General features: G+C 45.7%; 14 protein-coding genes and 2 pseudogenes. 6 read left to right on the forward strand and 10 right to left on the reverse strand.

What is annotated here, in order from left to right; genetic code table 11:
* The first annotated feature begins 63 nt into the window (after window positions 1–63).
* Window positions 64–6,306: pseudogene (locus JCM12259_RS15020) on the forward strand (helicase-like domain-containing protein).
* 93 nt (window positions 6,307–6,399) lie between these two features.
* On the opposite strand, the gene JCM12259_RS10175 reads toward JCM12259_RS15020, so the two are convergent.
* From JCM12259_RS10175 to recR, 10 genes and pseudogenes are all read right to left on the reverse strand, one after another.
* Window positions 6,400–7,407, reverse strand: coding sequence for a nucleotidyl transferase AbiEii/AbiGii toxin family protein (locus JCM12259_RS10175; protein ID WP_025066385.1), 1,008 nt, complete (start codon window positions 7,405–7,407; stop codon window positions 6,400–6,402).
* A pseudogene (locus tag JCM12259_RS15030) lies at window positions 7,400–8,003 on the reverse strand (DUF6088 family protein). The gene JCM12259_RS10175 and the pseudogene JCM12259_RS15030 overlap by 8 nt, the downstream one beginning before the upstream one ends.
* A gap of 216 nt (window positions 8,004–8,219) precedes the next feature.
* Entirely contained in the window at window positions 8,220–8,528 is a 309-nt protein-coding gene (locus JCM12259_RS10185) for a helix-turn-helix domain-containing protein (protein WP_025066386.1), read from the reverse strand.
* Window positions 8,516–10,582 carry a bifunctional DNA primase/helicase gene (locus JCM12259_RS10190; RefSeq protein WP_025066387.1) on the reverse strand — a complete coding sequence of 689 codons (2,067 nt, stop codon included), beginning with the start codon at window positions 10,580–10,582 and terminating at the stop codon, window positions 8,516–8,518. Before JCM12259_RS10190 ends, JCM12259_RS10185 begins: the two co-directional genes overlap by 13 nt.
* On the reverse strand, window positions 10,579–10,977 hold the full coding sequence (locus tag JCM12259_RS10195; RefSeq protein ID WP_004346459.1) for a hypothetical protein: 399 nt from the start codon (window positions 10,975–10,977) through the stop codon (window positions 10,579–10,581). The genes JCM12259_RS10190 and JCM12259_RS10195 overlap by 4 nt, the downstream gene beginning before the upstream one ends.
* Window positions 10,964–11,443: a hypothetical protein gene (locus JCM12259_RS10200; RefSeq protein WP_025066388.1), complete on the reverse strand. Its 480-nt coding sequence runs from the start codon at window positions 11,441–11,443 to the stop codon at window positions 10,964–10,966. Before JCM12259_RS10200 ends, JCM12259_RS10195 begins: the two co-directional genes overlap by 14 nt.
* 438 nt (window positions 11,444–11,881) lie before the next feature.
* Window positions 11,882–12,376: a GNAT family N-acetyltransferase gene (locus tag JCM12259_RS10205; RefSeq protein WP_234396597.1), complete on the reverse strand. Its 495-nt coding sequence runs from the start codon at window positions 12,374–12,376 to the stop codon at window positions 11,882–11,884.
* A 26-nt stretch (window positions 12,377–12,402) separates the two neighbouring features.
* Window positions 12,403–13,587 (reverse strand): glycosyltransferase family 2 protein, encoded by a 1,185-nt coding sequence (locus tag JCM12259_RS10210; RefSeq protein ID WP_025066390.1) that lies wholly within the window; start codon window positions 13,585–13,587, stop codon window positions 12,403–12,405.
* A complete protein-coding gene (locus JCM12259_RS10215; RefSeq protein WP_025066391.1) occupies window positions 13,584–14,003 on the reverse strand; it encodes a hypothetical protein in 420 nt (139 codons plus the stop codon). Before JCM12259_RS10215 ends, JCM12259_RS10210 begins: the two co-directional genes overlap by 4 nt.
* 6 nt (window positions 14,004–14,009) lie before the next feature.
* A complete protein-coding gene (recR, locus tag JCM12259_RS10220; protein ID WP_025066392.1) occupies window positions 14,010–14,627 on the reverse strand; it encodes a recombination mediator RecR in 618 nt (205 codons plus the stop codon).
* Window positions 14,628–15,171: 544 nt separating this feature from the next.
* Here recR and lepA point away from each other — a divergent pair.
* The 5 genes from lepA to JCM12259_RS15035 all read left to right on the forward strand — a co-directional run.
* Window positions 15,172–16,953 carry a translation elongation factor 4 gene (gene lepA, locus JCM12259_RS10225; RefSeq protein WP_025066393.1) on the forward strand — a complete coding sequence of 594 codons (1,782 nt, stop codon included), beginning with the start codon at window positions 15,172–15,174 and terminating at the stop codon, window positions 16,951–16,953.
* Window positions 16,954–16,974: 21 nt separating this feature from the next.
* Entirely contained in the window at window positions 16,975–17,580 is a 606-nt protein-coding gene (locus JCM12259_RS10230) for a Crp/Fnr family transcriptional regulator (protein ID WP_025066394.1), read from the forward strand.
* 625 nt (window positions 17,581–18,205) lie between these two features.
* Window positions 18,206–19,093, forward strand: a complete 888-nt coding sequence (dapA, locus tag JCM12259_RS10240; protein WP_025066396.1) for a 4-hydroxy-tetrahydrodipicolinate synthase — start codon at window positions 18,206–18,208, stop codon at window positions 19,091–19,093.
* Window positions 19,094–19,664: 571 nt separating this feature from the next.
* Entirely contained in the window at window positions 19,665–20,330 is a 666-nt protein-coding gene (locus JCM12259_RS10245) for a hypothetical protein (protein WP_025066397.1), read from the forward strand.
* 151 nt (window positions 20,331–20,481) lie between these two features.
* The coding region (locus JCM12259_RS15035; RefSeq protein ID WP_036888948.1) for a hypothetical protein at window positions 20,482–20,708 on the forward strand (227 nt) is incomplete at its 3' end.

Consider the following 20,708-nt stretch of genomic DNA (forward strand, 5'->3'; position numbering starts at 1 on the left):
GATCGGGAGATACAAGTACTACCTGCCGACCTTTTTACCTCCACTTTATTAAAAGAAAACACTATGGCATACAATAAAAAAGAAGTCCTGCAAGCCAACACGGAGGCTATCCGTGTAGTCTTGCGCCTGGAGAAAGAACGCCGCGAAGCCACCGAAGCTGAGAAAAGTATCTTATGGAACTATCAGGCTTCGGTGGCTTGAAATGTATACTCAACCGCACAGATAACCCCGATGACATACGCTATTGGAGCAAGTCTGAACAGAATCTCTTTGAGCCGACACAGCAGCTCAAACAGATGATTTATCGTGAAGCCTTAGATGCCAATACCGCCAAGCGGTATTGGGAGAGCATCAAGGCAAGTGTACTGACCTCCTTCTATACCGATACCCGTATCGTTTCTGCCATCTCTGATGCACTTGCCTCCACAAACCTGCAGATAAGGCGATGCTTAGACCCTTCTATGGGTATGGGTGCCTTTGCCGAAACCTTTGCAAGGCAAGTGGGTGTGGTGGATGCAATGGAAAAGGATCTGCTCACTGCCCATATCAGCCAAGCCCTGCACCCCTATGGCAAAGGCAATATCTTCGTCCGAAATGAGCCTTTTGAAGCTATTGGAGAACTGGAAGACAAAGACAAATACGACCTTATTACAAGTAACATTCCCTTTGGTGATTTTATGGTTTATGACCGAGAGTATAACAAAGGCAAGGACACTCTTAAACGTGAGTCCACACGTGCCATTCACAATTACTTCTTCGTGAAAGGTCTGGACTGCATCAAGGAAGGCGGAATTTTGGCATTTATTACCTCACAGGGTTTATTAGATAGCCCTCGTAATGAAGCCATACGCCGTTACCTCATGCAGAACAGCCGCCTTATCTCTGCCCTCCGTCTGCCATCGGGCATGTTTTCAGACAATGCAGGAACGGACGTGGGCAGTGACCTCATCGTCCTGCAGAAGCTGACAGGAAAGAAAATCAGCGATGGTATTGAGCAGCAGTTCGTAGAAACCGTTTCCGTTCCCAAGGAAGAAGGCTCTTCTGTCGTCTTCAAGCACAACTCACTTTTTGCAGGAGAATGGAAGGACATTTCTCATCGCACCGTTGCCACAGAGCGCATAATGGTACAGACCCTTATGGAAGACCGGCATGGGAGTATCGGTTCACGGGAGGGATTGAGGAAATGGCAGAAAGTCTCCGAACACAACTCTCCCTTGAAATGGGACAACGTATCGACCGTAAACTATATGAGACCGGTATACCGATGACAGAGGCAGAGCGGGAGGCGGAAGCAGAGAAACAGCTTCGCAAGTTGGGTATTACCATAAGTCGGAAAGAAGAAACAGAGAAGACAAAGACTGAAGACAAGGGTATAAACGAAGCCTATAACCTCATGCCCGACAGTATCAGGAAGCAACTACCAAAACTTTACAGCACGGAAAAGGAACTCATAGGCGATAAGGTTGCCTATGCACGCTATTTCTTCCCTATGGGAGCATACACAGCCTACCTTCTGGAATATGATCCTAAGAGCCGCATTGGTTTCGGTGCTGTCACGATGGGTTACGGCTGGGAGCTTGGCAATATGTCCCTTGATGAGATGGAAGGCGTGAAAGTAAGAGGACTGGGCATAGAGCGCGACCTGTATTTCTCTCCTAAGAAATTACACGAGATAGCCGAACTGGAAGAAATCGTCAGGGGACAATATACCAAAGAAGAAGTGGTGGCAGAGAAAATCAAGGAAGAAGTGATAACAAAGGCAGAAACAGAGACTAAGGTTAAGGAGACTGTAACCATTGCTTCTGAGAACGATACGCAGATAATGGAAAATACCGTTCATAGCGGCGAGACAATTCCATTACAGCCGTCATCATCAGAGTCTGCCCCACAACAATTCGTATCAGAACAGCCTTCCATGACTATAGAACCTGCTCCCGAAGGCGTACCCGCCTTGACACTTCATCATCAATACGAGCAGGAAAGGTCGGAAATCCGTACGGATATTGAAGCCCCAAGAGAGATGAACGGACAGACGGTGTTCTTTGACGACGATCATCATCCGGTGGTGGACAACAACATGGAAGACATCGGACAACCGGAGCAGCTGTCACTGTTTGCCCCGGAAGAATACAGCCTTTGGACAAGAGAGGTCAGCCGTGTGAACAATGAAATCAAGGATAATTCAGGAACTTCACAGGCGCACCGTCCTATAACACAAACTGCTCCCCAGAAACCATCGGAGTCCAAGATACAAAAGTCAGTAACCTCTCCTCAACGGCGTACCCGTGGCAGCAGGAAAGCAGCTTCTTCCTCTCCACGTGAGCCGTCACTCTTTGACTTTATGAACGAAGCCGAGGAGCGCAAGCCGCAGCCGATAGCGGAAGTCAGAAAGGAGTTTGACGCTTCACCACGCCCTTTTCTCTCTTCGCCGGACTCACACCTAAGAGACGGCTCCATTGTCGTGCAGAAAGGTCAGGTGGGGTTTCTTTCTGACTTAAAGCGACATCCAACCTTTAACCCGATGGACTTGCCGTATGCACAGCTTTCCCGTCTCAAAGCCTATATCGAAATACGGGAGTGCTATCACCGTCTCTATGACTACGAGGCAGAGAACCATGCAGAAGACAGGGAAGACCGCAGCAGGCTCAACCATCTGTATGATGACTATGTTGCACGCTGGGGATACTTTAACCAAAAGGCGAACACCGACATCATCAAGATGGATGCTACAGGCGTGGAAATGCTCTTCTTGGAACGCTCCGAAAACGGCAGGTACATCAAGGCGGACATCTTTGACCATCCAACGGCATTTTCCACCACGGAACTGACCGTTGCCGCAGACCCGATGGAGGCACTGGGCGCATCGCTCAACAAGTACGGCACGGTGGAACTTGACTACATGAGTTCGCTTTTACCTGATATGGAGGAAAGCGACATTATTTCTTCCTTGGAAGGTCGTATCTATTACAATCCCGAAGAAAACGCCTACGAGGTGGCGGACAAGTTCATTTCGGGCAATGTAATAGAGAAGACGGAGCGTATTGAGTCATGGCTCTTGGATCATCCAGACCATGAGGAAGCCAAACAGAGCCTTGCCGCTTTGCGTGCAGCCACACCTACACCCATTCCCTTTGCTGATTTGGACTTCAATCTCGGTGAACGCTGGATACCTGCCAAAGTCTATGGCAGGTTCGCCTCGGAGTTCTTCGAGACGGATATTGGCGTATCCTACCATTCCAACATGGACGAGTATTCCATTGTCTGCGACCGAAAGAATGCCAATATCTGGCACAAGTATGCCGTACAAGGTGAGTTCCGCCGCTATGATGGCATCAATCTCCTCAAGCATGCCCTGCACAACACCATTCCCGACATCAACAAGAGCAAGGAGATGACGGATAAGGTTACGGGAGAGACGAAAACTATCAAAGTAAGGGACGGACATGCTATCCAGATGGCAAATGCCAAGATTGAGGAAATCAGGCAGGGCTTTGTTGATTGGCTCGGACGTACACCTGACACGTTCAAGCAACAACTCTCTGACCGTTATAATCGTCTTTTCAACTGTTTTGTGCGACCCAACTTTGACGGCACGCACCAGACGTTTCCCGACCTTGACCTCAGACGATTGGGCATTGCCGACCTCTACAAAAGCCAGAAGGATGCCGTATGGATGCTCAAGACCAACGGCGGCGGTATCTGCGACCACGAGGTGGGAGCGGGAAAGACACTCATCATGTGTACGGCAGCCTACGAGATGAAACGGTTGGGGTTGGCGAACAAACCAATGATTATCGGACTGAAAGCAAACGTCTTCGATATTGCCGATACCTTTAGGAAAGCTTATCCCAATGCTAAGGTACTCTATCCAGGTAAGAACGATTTTAATAAGCAGAACCGCCAGCGCATCTTCAACGACATCAAGAACAACGACTGGGACTGTATTATACTCACGCATGAACAGTTCGGTATGATACCGCAGGCCTTGGAGATACAGGAAGCGATTATGCAGAAGGAACTGGACTCCGTGGAAGAGAACCTCGAGGTGTTGCGGCAACAAGGAAGAGACATCTCCCGTGGCATGCTCAAAGGACTGGAAAAACGCAAGCAGACGCTTGAAGCCAAGTTGCAGAACATACAGGACAGCATCGCCGAAAGAAAGGACGATGCTGTAGACTTCAAGATGATGGGTATCGACCATTTGTTCGTGGATGAGAGCCACCAATTCAAGAACCTGATGTTCAACACACGCCATGACCGTGTGTCGGGCTTGGGCAATCCCGATGGCTCACAGCGTGCCTTAAACATGCTCTTTGCCATTCGCACCATACAGGAGAGGTCCGGCAAGGACTTAGGAGCCACTTTCCTTTCGGGAACGACCATCAGCAACTCACTGACAGAATTGTACCTGCTTTTCAAATACCTGCGCCCACAGGCGTTGGAGCGGCAGGGCATCAACAGCTTTGATGCGTGGGCGGCGGTCTTTGCCAAGAAATCAACTGACTACGAGTTCTCCATCACTAATGAGATTATCCAGAAGGAACGTTACCGAACCTTTATCAAGGTACCAGAGCTTGCCTCGTTCTATGCGGAGATTTGCGACTTCCGCACGGCAAAGGACATCGGTATCGACCGCCCCGAGAAGAACGAGATACTGCACAACATACCGCCCACACCTGAACAAGAGGAATTTATCGGCAAGCTGATGGAGTTTGCCAAGACGGGTAACGCCACACTCTTGGGACGTGCGCCGCTCAGCGAGAGCGAGGAAAAGGCAAAGATGCTTATCGCAACTGACTATGCCGCAAGATGAGCCTTGATTTACGCATGATAGATGAAAATGGGTACTCAGACCATATCGACAACAAGGCAAGCCACTGTGCGAAACTACTCAATGACTATTACAAGAAGTTCGACGCACAGAAAGGAACACAGTTCGTGTTCTCTGATTTAGGTACTTACAAGCCTGGCGGAGAGTTCAACATCTATTCGGAAATCAAGAGAAAGTTGGTAGAGGATTATCATATTCCATCCTATGAAATACGTTTCATTCAGGAATGCAAGAATGAGAAAGCCAAGAAAGCGATGGTGGATGCGATGAACCGTGGTGATATTCGCATTATCTTCGGTTCTACATCCATGTTGGGTACAGGCGTGAACGCACAGCAGCGGGCAGTAGCGGTCCATCAACTTGACACGCCGTGGCGGCCATCGGATCTGGAACAGCGTAACGGGCGTGCCATCCGTAAAGGAAATCTTGTTGCCAAGGAGTTTGCCGACAACAAGGTCGATGTGATTATCTATGCCGTGGAACGCTCGTTGGACAGTTATAAGTTCAACCTTTTGCATAACAAGCAGCTCTTCATTAATCAGCTCAAGACAAACACGCTTGGTAGTCGCACTATCGATGAGGGTTCGATGGATGAGGACAGCGGCATGAACTTCTCAGAATACGTAGCAGTGCTTTCAGGTAATACCGACCTTTTGGAGAAAGCAAGATTGGATAAGAAGATTACCACCTTGGAATCAGAACGTAAGAACTTTCTCCGTGAGCGTGATGCTGCAACGGGTAAGCTGGCAGAGATTGAAAGTTCCGTGTCTTTCCATACAGACAAAGTCAAGGAGGCACAGTCTGACTTAGCTCTCTTTGAGAAGCGTGTGGAGCGTGATGATGAAGGTACACCTATAAATAAACTGACAATCAAAGGTGTGGAAGACAGCACCGACATCAAGGCTATTGCTGCACGTTTACAAGAGATAGACGAAAAAGCTCGCACCAAAGGGGAGTACAACAAAATTGGCGAAATCTATGGTTTCTCCATTATGGTCAAGACAGAGAGTACTTCCAAGGATTTGTTTGACTGTTCGGTGAACCGTTTCTTTGTCAAGGGACAGGAAAGCATCTACTATACCTATAATAACGGTAAGTTGGCAACAGACCCGAAACTCGCGTGTCAGAACTTCATCAATGCTTTGGAACGTATTCCAAAAGTGGTAGAGTCGCACGAGAAGGAAATGGCAAAGGTAGCAGCTAATAAGGATGTTTACATTACTATTGCAAACAGCTCGTGGAAAAAAGAGGACGAGCTTCGCTCACTTAAAAGTGAAGCTGCGGAGCTGGACAGAAAAATTGCACTTACACTTGCTCCACCTGATGAGGAAAAAGATGAAACGGAAGAAAAGGAGCAAGAAGAGAATTTACCCAACAATAATTATTCCGTCGAAATGAAAAATGAGAATAATCCTGTCCAAGATAAAGAAGAGGATAGCCGTTTACAGAGTTTCAGACCCAAGTGGAGACACTAATGGATGTATATTTGTAATTATTTGTCGAGCCGGTTAGATTTTGGCAATAAACGAGTATTATTGCAAAATCTAATAGATTATTTGTCTTGTTTACTATTTGCTTATCCTAAACCTTTCTTGAAGTTCGGATAGTGCATCTAATAGTTCTTCAAATGAAGGTTTTTTCCCATAAATCATTGATTCCATCATTGCCTGATAGTCTGATTTCCATTCTTCAAGAATATCTTTCCGGGGGACAATCCGGAGACGTTTGCGTACATCGGGAGTATAATCCACATCTTTCACTGAAGTATAAATTTCTCTATGGTGACGAATAGATTCCCATAATGCATCATCTGCAATGGCTTTCTTTGCAAAATCTTTATCCATCATGACGTAAAGGTCATAAAGATGTCGGCTCTTGCGCTCTGCTATCATTCCGTATCCGGGAATGGAGAACAATTCGTGGAGCAAGAAAGCCTTTTCAAGGAATGTCTTTGCGGGAATAGCAGTATGAACGGCACTGTCAGCCAACGGTATAATCGGAAGATGCTCTCCAATAATACTTTTAATTTGTATTGATTCTGTCGGCTCAAGCAATGAACGTGCACTCACTTCCAACACAATATCAGGGCGGAGATATGTAAGCCCCTTGTCAAAAACTGATTTATAGTGAAGATAAATCTGACGTGGCTCGGGATAGGTGGTGTCACCTTCGCCATTGGGCTGGGCATTAACTGTGACAAACGACTGCAAGCCTTGTCTTTTTAGTTCTTCACAAATCATAGGGGTTAGTTCCTCTAAAACAAAAAGCGATGATGCCTTGCGCAATTTCTTGATTTGTCTTTTTGTAAGATCTCCTTCAGGAGCACCAAGAAAAACAGGATTGACAGCAACATCTATATCTTCCGAGAATCGCTCTATAAGTTTCCAACCTTTGCTCAGACTTGTGCCGCCTTTGAAAACAAGATGCTCTGCTATAGGAAGTGAAAAGATAGTTTGCAAGATTGCAGTTACCCAAAAATCTTTCTCAATCACTTGTGCAGGTAACCCGACTTTATCTGCAATTGATTCATAGACGCTTTTCCGTTGTGAGTCGGATAACCCAAGAAGCTTATTCATATAGACCAACTATAAATTCCCTTACCTTTGAAGGCATCAGTTTGAGGTCGGCAACTTGAAGGTGAGGATTTTCGTTTAACTTCATTTTAATGGTAGCAACCTGCTCATCAGTCAGATTCTCTACTTTCCAGTTTTTAAGGGCTGTTGTTAAGAGAAGGGCCAACCGGCTACGGATGGAGAAATATCTGGGAGAGGCACGCTTGAATTTTATGTTTTTCCCCTCGCCAAGATTTAGTACGTGAGACACCGTCGGTTAAGTAAGCTACGTTCATCGGTATCTGTTGAGTCAGTCCTAATTGGTATTGGGCATAAAGCCCCGTTGGAACAATCCTTGCACCATCCCTTTTTGCCATTGCTTTGGCAATATCTTCAAGCGACGGAGGAACTACTCCAAGCCCATATACCTTTTCTATTTTAGGGTAGCAATAGATGCCACGTGCAACCCTAAGCATCTGTCCTTTTTCTACGAGACGTTCCAAAGCCTTATTAACGGCATCTCGATTGCCATACGAAATAAAATCCCCTACAAAAAACACAGAACCACGTCCGCACTTCTTTGTTTTTATAAGTATTTTACTTTCAATGCTTTCTATCATAATTGTAAATGTATTTTGTCGCGAAATAATGCATTATTAACGACAACAAAGGTACATATAAAATCTCATAATCAGCACAAAAAACAGAGAAAAAAAACGAGATTGGCGAGCCATGCCAGTGTTAATGTAAGTATTATCAATTTTGCAACCGTTATTTTGTAATGTAACTGCTTGCATTTACACAACAAAACAACAATAAAAACCGACAAATACGCATCACCAACTATCTCGCCTTCTCAGCATCTCGTCAATTTCTTCCCGGAGAAAAAGCAATCGTCCATTGGCTTTGAGATAAGGAATTTTTCCTGCCCAAACCCAGTTGTAAACAGTCTTTTGTTCCACCTTCAAGATTTTGGAGACATCTATGATGTCCAAGTATTCCGGTTTCAATGGAGGGCGGACTGTTGTATCTATTTCCTGTTCCCGCAGGACAAGCAAACGGTCGAGTTTGTCTTCCATGTTCTTCAGGCTATCAAACAGGCGTTTCTGCCATGTGTCTTCAGGCTGGTGGTCTAAGTATGGCATAGTTCCCCTTTTTGATAATTTCCACTTGCATCTTGCGCCAAGATATGTTGCTCTTTCATATAGGCAATGTATTTCTTCGCCGTCCTTTCTTTGATTTCCATTTCACGCATCAACACCTCGCAGAGTTCCTGATAGGTGAGTTTGATGGTATTTCGGAAAGCTTCTTTGATAACGGCAATCAGCTCATCGGTCTTTCGTTTCTCCTTATCCTCTTTCGATTTTTCTCCGCGATAGACGTGCATATCCTCTGCCTTGTCCCATCCGAAAAGCATCATCGGTACGTCCAACGGACTTCCGTCACGGACTTTCAATGCTTTCACAACGGAATATTCGGGATTATCGTCTTTCTCTATGGAGAGAATGCCCGCAGCCTTGCGTTGCAGTTCAGAGCCGATATGCCCGCGCAACTTAATGCCGTTAGGTACAAAGTGAAGGACACAGATGATACAGGTATTGTAGATACCTGCCAGACGATAAAGTTCGTCAACGATGGCAATACTTTCCGTTTCATCATTGGCGGAGCGTATCAGGTCGGCTATGCCGTCAATCACCACGAGATGGATACCACCATGCTTGTGATGAAACAAGTCCATACTCTCACGGATAAGTTTAAGGCGGTCCTTACGGGAGAGCGAGGCAAGATACAGGGAGTGGTAAAATTCCGGCACAGTTTTCAGTGATGCACGTTGTAAGGTTTTACCCAAATTCTTGTGAAGTTGTGCCTCAGACTGTTCCGTATCGTAGTGTAATACCGCCAAGCCGTTAGGGTTGGGCGTAATTTCCAATCCCAATGTTTTCTCGGCAGGTAACCGTTCTGTTCCTAATGTCCCGGCAAGAATGGCTGCCACATAATTGCTCTTGCCTGTCCCCTCCCCACCTGTGATACAAAACAGATTATCCTGCGTACCCAGTGGCACACCATTTACTGCCACAACGGACTTTGAAGCATCAGGAGGATTGTCATAGTCTATTTCACATGATTGCAGCATCATAATTGTATGGGTATATATACTTGAAAGTTTTTCTGTCAGTAAAGAAGTTAAATCCTTTTCTGTCTTTCCCAAAGCAAAAAAATCAGAAATGTCTTTTTCTGCTTTTGTACCTTGCAAAGATAGTCTCAGATAAAACACATGGTATGGTTCCAACAGCTTGGCTTGCCTCTCTGCTTCTCGTAGTCCGGTTTCATCCGTATCATAAAGCAGAACGATGTGTCTAAATCGTAGTTGCAGGCTTTCGATAATAGGCTCAGGAATGGAGGCAGTTTCGCTATTGAAGCAGATGGCATTAAAGTGATGTGAAGATAGTGACAATACATCTTTCTCTCCACCGGTGATAAATAAAACGTCCCCTTTACTTGGTAACTGCTCAAAACCAAAGATATAATCTTTCAATTTATCCCCTCCGTAAAGGAAGCGTAACTTACTTTGTGGACGATACAGCTTTACAAAGTCTCCCATCATATAACAGAACATTGGTTCTTCCCTTGTAGAAGTCAAGCTAAAAGGTTTTCCCTGATTAGAGATTGTTTCATAACGAAACAGAGACTTAACGTGATACCGCTGTAATATCCTGTCTGTTATCCCATAGCGCAGCCAAAAGGACAACTCCTCAGCATTAAATGGTTGTTCGTATAGTTTGAATACCTTTTTCTTTTCGGAAAGCCTTTCTTTTGCATTGGTTGGTGTTGGAGAAACAAGACGGACGTCCTCAGGAGATTTTGTTTTTCTATTCTCATCAGTCTTAAAATCCACGGTAATGTTGAGGTTTAGATCCTGTATGATAGTCAATAACACTTTTCTGAAATTCGATCGAACATCGAGACCAAGCATCGTCGCTGCAAACCAGAAACAATCACCCGAATATGCCTCGTTCCCAAAATCTTTCATGCGGTAGCATTGCGATTTTGTATCAAGATAGATGTTGCAGGATGCCCTTTTATCCTCATATAATGGATTCCGAAAATTCCGTTTCGGAACAAAGTCAATCGGCATATAGAAACTGAAGACTTCAAGTCCCCTGTTTGTGTGTTCCAAGATTTCTTCCTTAATGTTCATAGTTCCTCAAACAGAATTTGTGAGTCTCCCATATATCCTTTCAATATACCGTCCTTGTAGGCATTGAGCCTTTGCAAGGCTTCCACCCTGCGAAAGCCTTTGAAGGAAGCACGTCCCGTCTTGATTGCAATGTACAGTCCTTTGAAGGGATAGACCACGTGATTGCAGGAAACATAACGGTAAGGGACAACCTTGCTGTCTCTCCATCGCGCAAGTGAAGCTCTGGATATGCCGAGAAGTCGCAGGACATCAGAAGAATTCAGCTCAATCTTTTCTTCCAACACGGCATAGTCCTGTTTCAGTTCAAGGATGAAGCCTGTAATCCGTTCCATATTTTCTTTCAAGGAATGTATTTCTTCCAAAAGGGCGGAAGGAAGCATGTTATTCTCTGTCATCACGCATCAGTTTTTGGATAAGTTCCTCAATAGCTGCCATTAAATCACGAAATGTAGATAGGTTGTCTTGCTTTTTTACTATACGGTTGGCAAGAAGTATGATATGTTGAATCATTCTTTTGTGATCTACCTGACAGAGCCTGTTCAACAAAAAGATGAGGTCTTCATTCTCAATTGTGAAGAAACGATGGTCTTTGTCTTCGGTGGTATGTACCAAAGATTCTATCATTCCTTTGGGAAGATGCAAAAGAAGTACATCCATGTCGAATGCGGAGGCGCATTTGGTATAGGTGTCAATTCTCAAATCTGTCTGCATCTTGCAATGCTTCCTGAAATTGGAATTCTCCATGCCGGCAACTTGGGCTCTCATCTTGCTGTTATCGCAAGAAGACAGCATGATTTCAAGAGTGGGAAGCACGATAAACAAGCGTCCCTCTCCCTTTTGAGGTATCATCTTCTTATCCATATTTGTTTGTTTATTTGATTTATAGGTGCAAAGTTCCAAAGAAATAAACCTTTTTTAAGAATATTGGATTGCCAATGTTGGCAATATGATACTATTTGCATTTTTTATTGTTTCACACACGGATAGACCGTCAGTGCACGGTGCAAGTCCCTTTTATATATAAGGGCTTGCACCGTGCACTGAAATTGTAGCCGGAATCTTTCTAAAAGATTTTCAATCAAATATTTGGCGGTGGTTCATTTTTTATGTACCTTTGTACCCGAAATGACATAGGTGATGTCAGTAGAGCGAATTATTTAAGTACTCTCAAAATACTCTATAGTGGCTACAATTTGGCTACATAGATGAATGAGACCAATAAAAATAGTTGTGATACAGGGTGTTACAGAAACAAGTTCAAGTTTCGTACGCACCGCAAAACCGTTGAAGACAAGATCTTCAACGGTCTTTTGTTGATAATAACAGTTGTAACAAAATGGCATCACGATAACTGTTGTCGACTGCAAGCCAGTCTTTCAGTATCGCATTTTGCACAAATCCAAGGCGCAAAAACAGTTGCAGGCACCGTGCATTGCCGCTGTCGATCACGGCATAAAGTTGATGCAGATGCAGAATGCGGCGCGAATAATCGATGAGCCAGTGCATGGCAGCTGTTGCATAGCCCTTTCTGCGACAGTTGTTTTGAATGATAATACCCACTTCCGCACGCAGATGGCGCGGCTCGAAATTGCAAAGATCGATAAGTCCGACAACTTCTCCGGCAGCGTTTTCAATGAGTTGGCGCACTTGTTTATCCGTATAAATGTCGGCAGACGAATGCGCAATGTAATCGCGCAGCATGTAACGAGAATACGGAACATTGGTCGGACCGATGTCCCACAGCGTCGTATCGTTTTCAATTCGATACAACGCGTCTAAATCTTCGGGTTCCATAGCCCGGATTTTTACTTCGGGTAAATTCATTGCAATATGTCTTCGGCTGTGATGATCACTTGCGTTTGAGGCCAGAAAGTGCCCAAATGCACGTTGGATTGATGATGATTTGAAAAGATATCGAATATCGAATCGAAGCTGTAAGCATCCGTATCGTAAACCACATAGATGCGTCGATCGCCATCCGTTAGACCTTGATGCCCGGTGGGTAACGACATTTCGTTGGCCACAATGAATCGAGCACGCAGTCCTTTACGGTTGGCCAAATTACGACAGACATCAATCGACGGTTCGTTTCCAATAAAAAGATAGTCGCATTCAGGCTTCCGATCCACGAAAAAACCTAAATTCTGACGCGTTTTTGTGATAAAAAGTCTTGTCAAAGCCATAGACGCTTTGATCCAAATAGCAATCTTGATGGGTCCGGTCAGCAGGAAACTCGCGTGGCGATAGTGTTTCTGGAAGAAGATCAACATAGCTCCGTAAAAGACATGAACATACCGGAAGGACGACTTTTGCGTGCTTTCACCTTTGTAATGCAGGATTTTCACAGGCAAATACCAGTTTTGCCAACCCGCTTTCAGCAGTCGACAAGACAGCTCGATATCCTCTCCATACATGAAAAAGTCTTCATCCAAAAGTCCGACTTGTTTCAAAGCCGCCTGTCGCAACAGACAAAAAGCGCCGCTCACTACATCAATTTGCGTCGCCTCACTCCATGAAAGAAAACTCATGTAATAACGACCGAAACGGCGACTCAATGGGAATGCCGCACAGAGTCCGCTCATCTTGTAAAACGCTGTCATCACAGTCGGCTTTCCGCGGCGTGACTCCATGGCATCCGAACCATCCGTTTTGAGCATTCTCACACCCGTTGCGCCTGCTTCGGAATGCAACTCCATGAAACGAATCGCACGGCAAATCGTCTGTTCGCCGACAATGGTATCGGGATTCAACAACAAAATAAACTCACCTCGACAACGCCGGATGGCGAGATTATTAGCGCGTGCAAAACCCAAGTTATGCGCACTACTGATAACCTTCACATCAGGAAAATGCGCTTCGATATAGGCCACCGAATGATCATTCGAATGATTATCGACAACGAAAACTTCGGCTTCGACATCCGCCAAAGCCCGTGTAAGCGATGCGAGACACTGTCCCAAATAATGCTTGACATTGTAATTGACAATGACGACAGACAGTTTCATCGTTCCGTTTCAGTTTCGCAACGCCGTCGAGAAGGGTAAATGAAGAAAAGACAAAGCACCAGAATGATGCCCATATAGCCGAAAGAAGTGGCCATATAGAGATAATAGAGCAGAGCATTGACAAACATCGGCACACAAAGCAGCAACAGCCGCAACGTTCCCCAACGCAACAACGCGCGCTCGGGAGCTGTTTTCAACTGTGTCGACACACGCCCGAAACGGAACAAGCGCAGTGCTATCGGAATAGCGCAAATGGTGAAAAGCTCCATCACCATAGCCCAAACAAACTCCGAAGACTTCTCACCCGCAAGCCAACCAGCCGGTAACAAATCGGTTTCAAACAGCACCACGATTAGCAGCGAAAGCCCCAACGCCATGCAAAACTCCGTCATCAAAATCTTACTGATCCGCTCCATACAACATTATGATTCGTTCGTCATTTCAGTCCTGTTCACAATCGCGCGACCCAGCGTGACCTCGTCAGTATATTCCAGTTCATCTCCCACCGAAATTCCGCGCGCAATCACGCTCAGCTTCACATCCCATTCGGCCAATTTTCGCGATATATAAAAATTAGTTGTGTCGCCTTCCATCGTCGAACTCAGCGCCAAAATCACCTCGTTTATGCCCCCGCCGCGCACCCGTTCCACAAGAGAATCGATCTCAATATCGGCAGGTCCCACACCGTCCATCGGCGAAATAATCCCGCCCAAAACATGATACAATCCATTATATTGCTGCGTATTTTCGATAGCCATCACGTCCTGAATATTCTCCACGACGCAAATCAGCGACGAATCGCGGTGCAGGCTCGAACAAATCGGACACAAATCAGTGTCGCTGATATTGTGACACACGCGGCAATATTTGATATCCCGTTTCATCCTCGACACCGTTTCAGCAAACGCATTCACAGCTTCTGTCGACTGCCTGAGCAGATGCAACACCAGTCGCAGCGCCGTTTTGCGTCCGACTCCGGGCAATCCGGCAAACTCGGTTACCGCTTTTTCCAATAATTTTGAAGGATATGGCTGTTCCATTTCGCGGCAAAGTTACAAAAAAATATGAGAACGAATGTTGAATGAGCAATTACAAGTGTTGAATCTTAAATTATTGACACAATCGCACAATCATAAGTCCACCGACCAACCCCCAACAAAGCAAAAGGGCAAAAAACAGCTCCCGCCAGCAACTTTTTGCCCGAAAAATGAGTAGCGGGACTCCCGCCAGAGCATTTCCGCTCAGGAATTGAGCGGCGGAAACTTCCGAAAGCATGGTTTTGCTCGAAAAGTACGTAGAGCGTGACGCGCCGGCATGAAATCGTGCAAAAAGTTGCTGGAGCGTCACGCGCTGGCATGAAATCGTGTAAAAAGTTGCTGAAGCGTGACGCTCCGCGCTGTTTTCAAACAAAAAGTGAGCAGCGCGTGGCGCGCTGCTCACTTTTTGCTCACACTATTACAAGTTTACTTTAATGAATAAAAATCATCGGTCCCGACGAGAACAATCGTTTTTTTTCGTATCTTTGCGCATTCAAAAAGCATCTTTTGAATATAAAAAAGCATCATTTATATAATGAGAAATCAGATGAACCATATACGAAACTTTTGCATTATTGCCCATATCGATCATGGCAAATCTACATTGGCCGACCGTCTGCTGGAATACACCCAGACCATTCAGGTGACAGAAGGACAGATGCTGGACGACATGGATTTGGAACGCGAGCGCGGCATCACCATCAAGAGTCACGCCATACAAATGGAGCACACGCTGGATGGCGAGAAATATATTCTGAACTTGATTGACACGCCGGGGCACGTGGATTTCTCCTATGAAGTGTCGCGAAGCATTGCAGCCTGCGAGGGCGCGTTGCTCGTAGTGGATGCCACGCAGGGCGTGCAAGCACAGACTATCTCTAATCTTTATATGGCGATCGATCATAATTTGGAGATCATTCCGGTGATCAACAAGATCGATATGCCAAGCGCTATGCCCGACGAGGTGGAAGATGAGATCATCGACCTGCTCGGCTGTGATCGCACCGACATTATTCGTGCATCGGGCAAGACGGGCGAAGGCGTCCAGGACATACTGGAAGCTGTGATCAAGCGGGTGCCGCATCCGGTGGGAGATCCGGAGGCGCCTTTGCAGGCATTGATTTTCGACTCTGTGTTTAACAGTTTCCGCGGTATCATCGCTTATTTCAAGATCGAAAACGGAAGCATTCGCAAAGGCGACAAAGTGAAATTCTTTAATACAGGCATGGAATACGATGCCGATGAAGTGGGCGTACTGAAAATGGATATGATCCCCAAAAACGAGATGCAAACGGGCGAGGTGGGCTATATCATCAGTGGAATCAAAGATGCCAAGGAGGTGAAAGTGGGCGACACGATCACCCATGTGGCTCGACCTTGCACGGAGGCTATCGCCGGATTCCAGGAGGTCAAGCCGATGGTCTTTGCGGGCGTCTACCCCATCGATCCGGCTGATTATGAAAACCTGCGGGCATCCTTAGAGAAACTGCAACTCAACGATGCTTCTCTCACGTTCTCACCCGAATCGTCTGTGGCTTTGGGTTTCGGCTTCCGGTGCGGCTTCCTCGGTCTGCTTCATATGGAAATCGTCCAAGAGCGCCTGGATCGCGAATTCAATATGGATGTCATCACCACCGTTCCCAACGTATCATATATGGTATATGACAAGCAAGGACATGCGAAAGAAGTGCATAATCCTTCCGGATTGCCCGAGCAAACGATGATCGACCATATCGAGGAGCCATATATTCGGGCGTCGATCATCACGGCATCATCGTTCATAGGGCCGATCATGAAGCTCTGCCTCGACAAGCGGGGCGAACTGATCAAACAAGAATACGTGAGCGGTAATCGTGTCGAACTGCATTTTATGCTCCCCTTAGGTGAAATCGTTATCGATTTCTACGACAAGCTGAAATCTATCTCCAAAGGATATGCCTCCTTCGATTATCATATCGACAGCTTCCGACCGTCGCGGTTGGCCAAACTCGACATTCTGCTCAACGGCGAACCGGTGGATGCGCTTTCCACATTGACCCACCAGGACAACGCCGTGACATTCGGCCGACGGATGTGTGAGAAGCTCAAGGATCTGATCCCGCGCCAGCAGTTTGACATAGCCATACAAGCTGCCATCGGCGCTAAGATCATCGCCCGGGAAACCATCAAGTGCGTGCGCAAAGATGTGACGGCAAAATGCTACGGAGGCGATGTCAGCCGGAAACGGAAATTGCTCGAGAAACAGAAAAAAGGTAAGAAACGAATGAAGCAAATCGGTAACGTAGAGGTTCCGCAAAAGGCTTTCCTCGCCGTACTCAAGCTGGATTAATCAAATGAAAGGTATAAAGGTATGAAAGGACTGGTAAACACACCGCGCGATATCGCCCGAGAGCTGGCGCGCAAATACAGTACGATGACACACGACGAACTCGACCTATTGGAAAGCATTCTCGTCCCAATGAAGTTCGCCAAAGGAGCAATGGTGCTTAACGAAGGCGAGGTGTGCAAAAACATCTACTATATCGACAAAGGGCTTCTGCGACAGTTCTACTATAAGAACGACAAGGAGCTGACCGAACACCTCGGCGTGGAAAACACGATCGTCATGTGCATCGAGAGTCTGTTCCAAGAGGAGCCAACCCACCTGATGGTGGAAACCTTAGAGTCGACGATACTCTATGCGTTGCCCAAACAGAAGCTGGAACAAGTGGCCCTGCACAATGTCAACATTCAGATTCTTTATCGCAAGATTCTCGAAGAGAGCCTGATCCTTTCGCAAGTGCATGCCGACCTTGTCAGATTCGAGTCGGCACAGGATCGTTACAAGAAGTTGTGCAAACTCATGCCCCAAGTGGTGCTGCGCGCGCCGCTGGTCTATATAGCAAGCTATTTGCAGATGACGCCCGAAACCTTGTCGCGCGTCCGTGCAGCCTCGTTGTTCAGCGACAAAGACTGATCCTGATTCCCAATTCCAACTCGTATAGCTCACACTGAGAAGTATAGGACTTGTGCCCCACAACTCCCATAGCACTCAGTGTGAGCTATACGAGTTCTTATTTTATACAATTAACCCGCTTATTCTATCCGATTAGAATTTATCACACTCCTAATCGATCGGATCAACAGATCCCGTCTGCGTTTTGTTTCAATTTTCACGTGCTTCTTCCCACGCGTGATCAATCGGCCAACCGACAAATCACATGGACATGCCTTTGTCAAACCTTCGGCAACGACCAGCCTCATCCAACCACTCACCCACCCTACTGAAAGGCCTTCACCACGCCGATAGAAAAATATTTGAACTATTTTCGAAGTTTTTCTCCAAAAAGCTTGCAGGTTCCAAAAATCCTCTTTATCTTTGCACGCAGAAACAGTGAAGATATCATCATAGAGATATAAACCGAATTGTATGTGTGTGTCAGGGGGGCCAGGCTTTTTCTTGGTTTCCCCTGCTTTTTTTATGGATCCGCTTAGCAGAGTATCGGTATAAGACTTCACCGAAACTTAAAAATATCCATGCAGATTGCATCTTTGCACCGCAAAAAATCGCTATCTTTGCACGTAAATAGAAAACTTGTTTTATGGCACACAATATATTTAAAGGCCTGGGAATCGCCCTTATTACGCCCTTTACAAGCGACGGCTCCATCGATTATGATGCGCTGAAACGCATCATCGCCTATCAACTCGACAACGGTGCGGATTTCCTTTGCATTCTCGCCACCACGGGAGAGACACCCTGTCTCACCAAGAACGAAAAAGCAGCCATCAAGGAACTGGTCGTCGACGAGGTTGCAGGAAAAATACCAATCCTGATGGGCTGCGGCGGCAATAACACGCAGGCAGTCGTCGAGGAAATTCAGGAGACCGACTGGAAAGGTATCAGCGGCGTGCTCAGCGTGTGCCCCTATTACAACAAACCGTCGCAGGAAGGACTCTATCGGCATTTCAAAGCCATCGCCAAAGCCAGTCCGCTGCCCGTTGTCCTATATAATGTGCCGGGCCGGACAGGTATCAACTTAAAGGCGGGAACCACCGTCAGACTGGCCGAGGACTGCGAGAATATCATCGCGATCAAAGAAGCCGGCGGCAGTCTGGAGCAGGTAGACGAGATCATCAAAAACAAGCCTGACCGCTTTGATGTCATCAGCGGCGACGATGCTCTGACCTTTCCAATGATCGCCAGCGGTGCGGCCGGCGTGATCTCGGTCATCGGAAACGCACTGCCCAAAGAGTTTTCGCGGATGATCCGATTGGAGTTTAACGGCGAATACGAAGCAGCCCGCAAAATACACCACCGCTTCACGGAACTTTACAGCCTGCTGTTTGTCGACGGTAATCCCGCTGGCGTCAAAGCGTTGCTTCACGAGATGGGCATGATCGAAAACGAGTTGCGTCTGCCGCTCGTTCCCACGCGCATCACCACGATGCAGAAGATGGCCGACATCCTGAAAGAACTGCGCATCTGACAACATCCCCACATCATTCGGTCAATCTTTCACGGTTGCCCATGGGATGTTCACAAAAACCACATCCTGGCATACTCTGATTGATGAATGTGGAAAGTATATATATAAATCAAGCATACTACATCCTGCAAATGACTGTCAACTAAGCATATAGCTGACTCCAATGCAAGAATGCAGGAGGAAAAGCATGGCCCTTCTCTTCATGTATGCTGTCTCTCCATACAAGATATTTATAGGGATAGACAGCCTAAATGAAGATGATCCAAGCTCAAAAGAGAGAAATAATTTTTCTTTGTTATAACCAATTTTATTTATGTATTTGCAGACGTAAATGGTTCTAACAAAATGCCCAAACAATATACTTTAACAACGGTGGTTCTGCTGCTTCGGCCAAATTCACAGAATATTTCAATTCCAAATGGGGGACCGGTCTGAGTGTTCCCCGTCTTAAAGTAAAAAATGGAATTATTTTCCAATATGGTTTTCCATCATCTATGGTATCTGGACATATTGATATAGTATTCAGGGAAGAAAGTTTTGGACACCTTTATGATAAGATAAAAACAATATTATGGCACTAAAAAAGAATCAATACCTATACACGATTGTCTTTATATTATTAATAGGGTGCAATCATAAACAGGGTGATAACTATCAAGCGTTTATAAAAAAACAAAGTTTGACCTGTAAGGAATATATGATCGCAATCAATGGAAAAAGAATAAACCTTTCTTTTTCTTCTTCACAAGGAGGCTTGAATAAAAATGATATATATTTAAAGATAAGATTAAATCATGGACTTTCGGATATCAGGTCACAAAACTTTATTGCGACAAGTTACGAAAATCTTATACTGTCCTTAGACCTAGTTTTGAAGACGATGGCTAAAGATTATGATATTAGCAACTTGCATTCTATAGAATTTGAAATTATAGAATTAGGAAGAGAGTGTCTTATCATTACCAAGGATTATAAGAAGGTGTATGGAGACGGGAATAATATAGAAGGTGAAGATCTAATACATATTCTTAAGCATTCAGACTTTATATCCGACATTAAAGAACAGATTGCCGTATATGGTCTTACCGTAAAAGACATTTCCGTAGAAAATCCCTTTTTTACTACTTGGGATGATTTTTGCTCGTATAATATAAATAGAGATATAGAGTATGGCCTTATTTCAAATAAAATATTAAGAGCGATCGTGTATGTGAGCTTACAAAAGGATAAACTATAGCAACAACTATTCCCAAACTGCCCTGGTGAAACTCCTCATGGGCATATAGTATTGCCTGAACAATCCGCTGAAATATACAGATCCAAGTGGAGAACTCTTCGGAATAGATGACGCCGTGATAGCCTTTGCGGTATTTAATGTGGCAAGCAGTATGATGCAAGCCTCATTTGAGGGTAAGAGCATATGGAAGGCCGGTGCGTTGAGCCTTTTGTCTTCCGCCGCAACCTACGGTATTGGTGAGGCTTTCAAAGGGACAGCTATGACTTTCGGCAATGAGTTGCTTCGTGCCGGTGCACATGGCCTGTCAAGTGCCGTCTTCACGGCAATAGATGGTGGCAACTTCGTTTCAGGTTTTGCATCGGGTGCATTGGCTTCTGG

Source organism: Hoylesella enoeca JCM 12259 (assembly GCF_000613405.1).
GTDB classification, from domain to species: domain Bacteria; phylum Bacteroidota; class Bacteroidia; order Bacteroidales; family Bacteroidaceae; genus Prevotella; species Prevotella enoeca.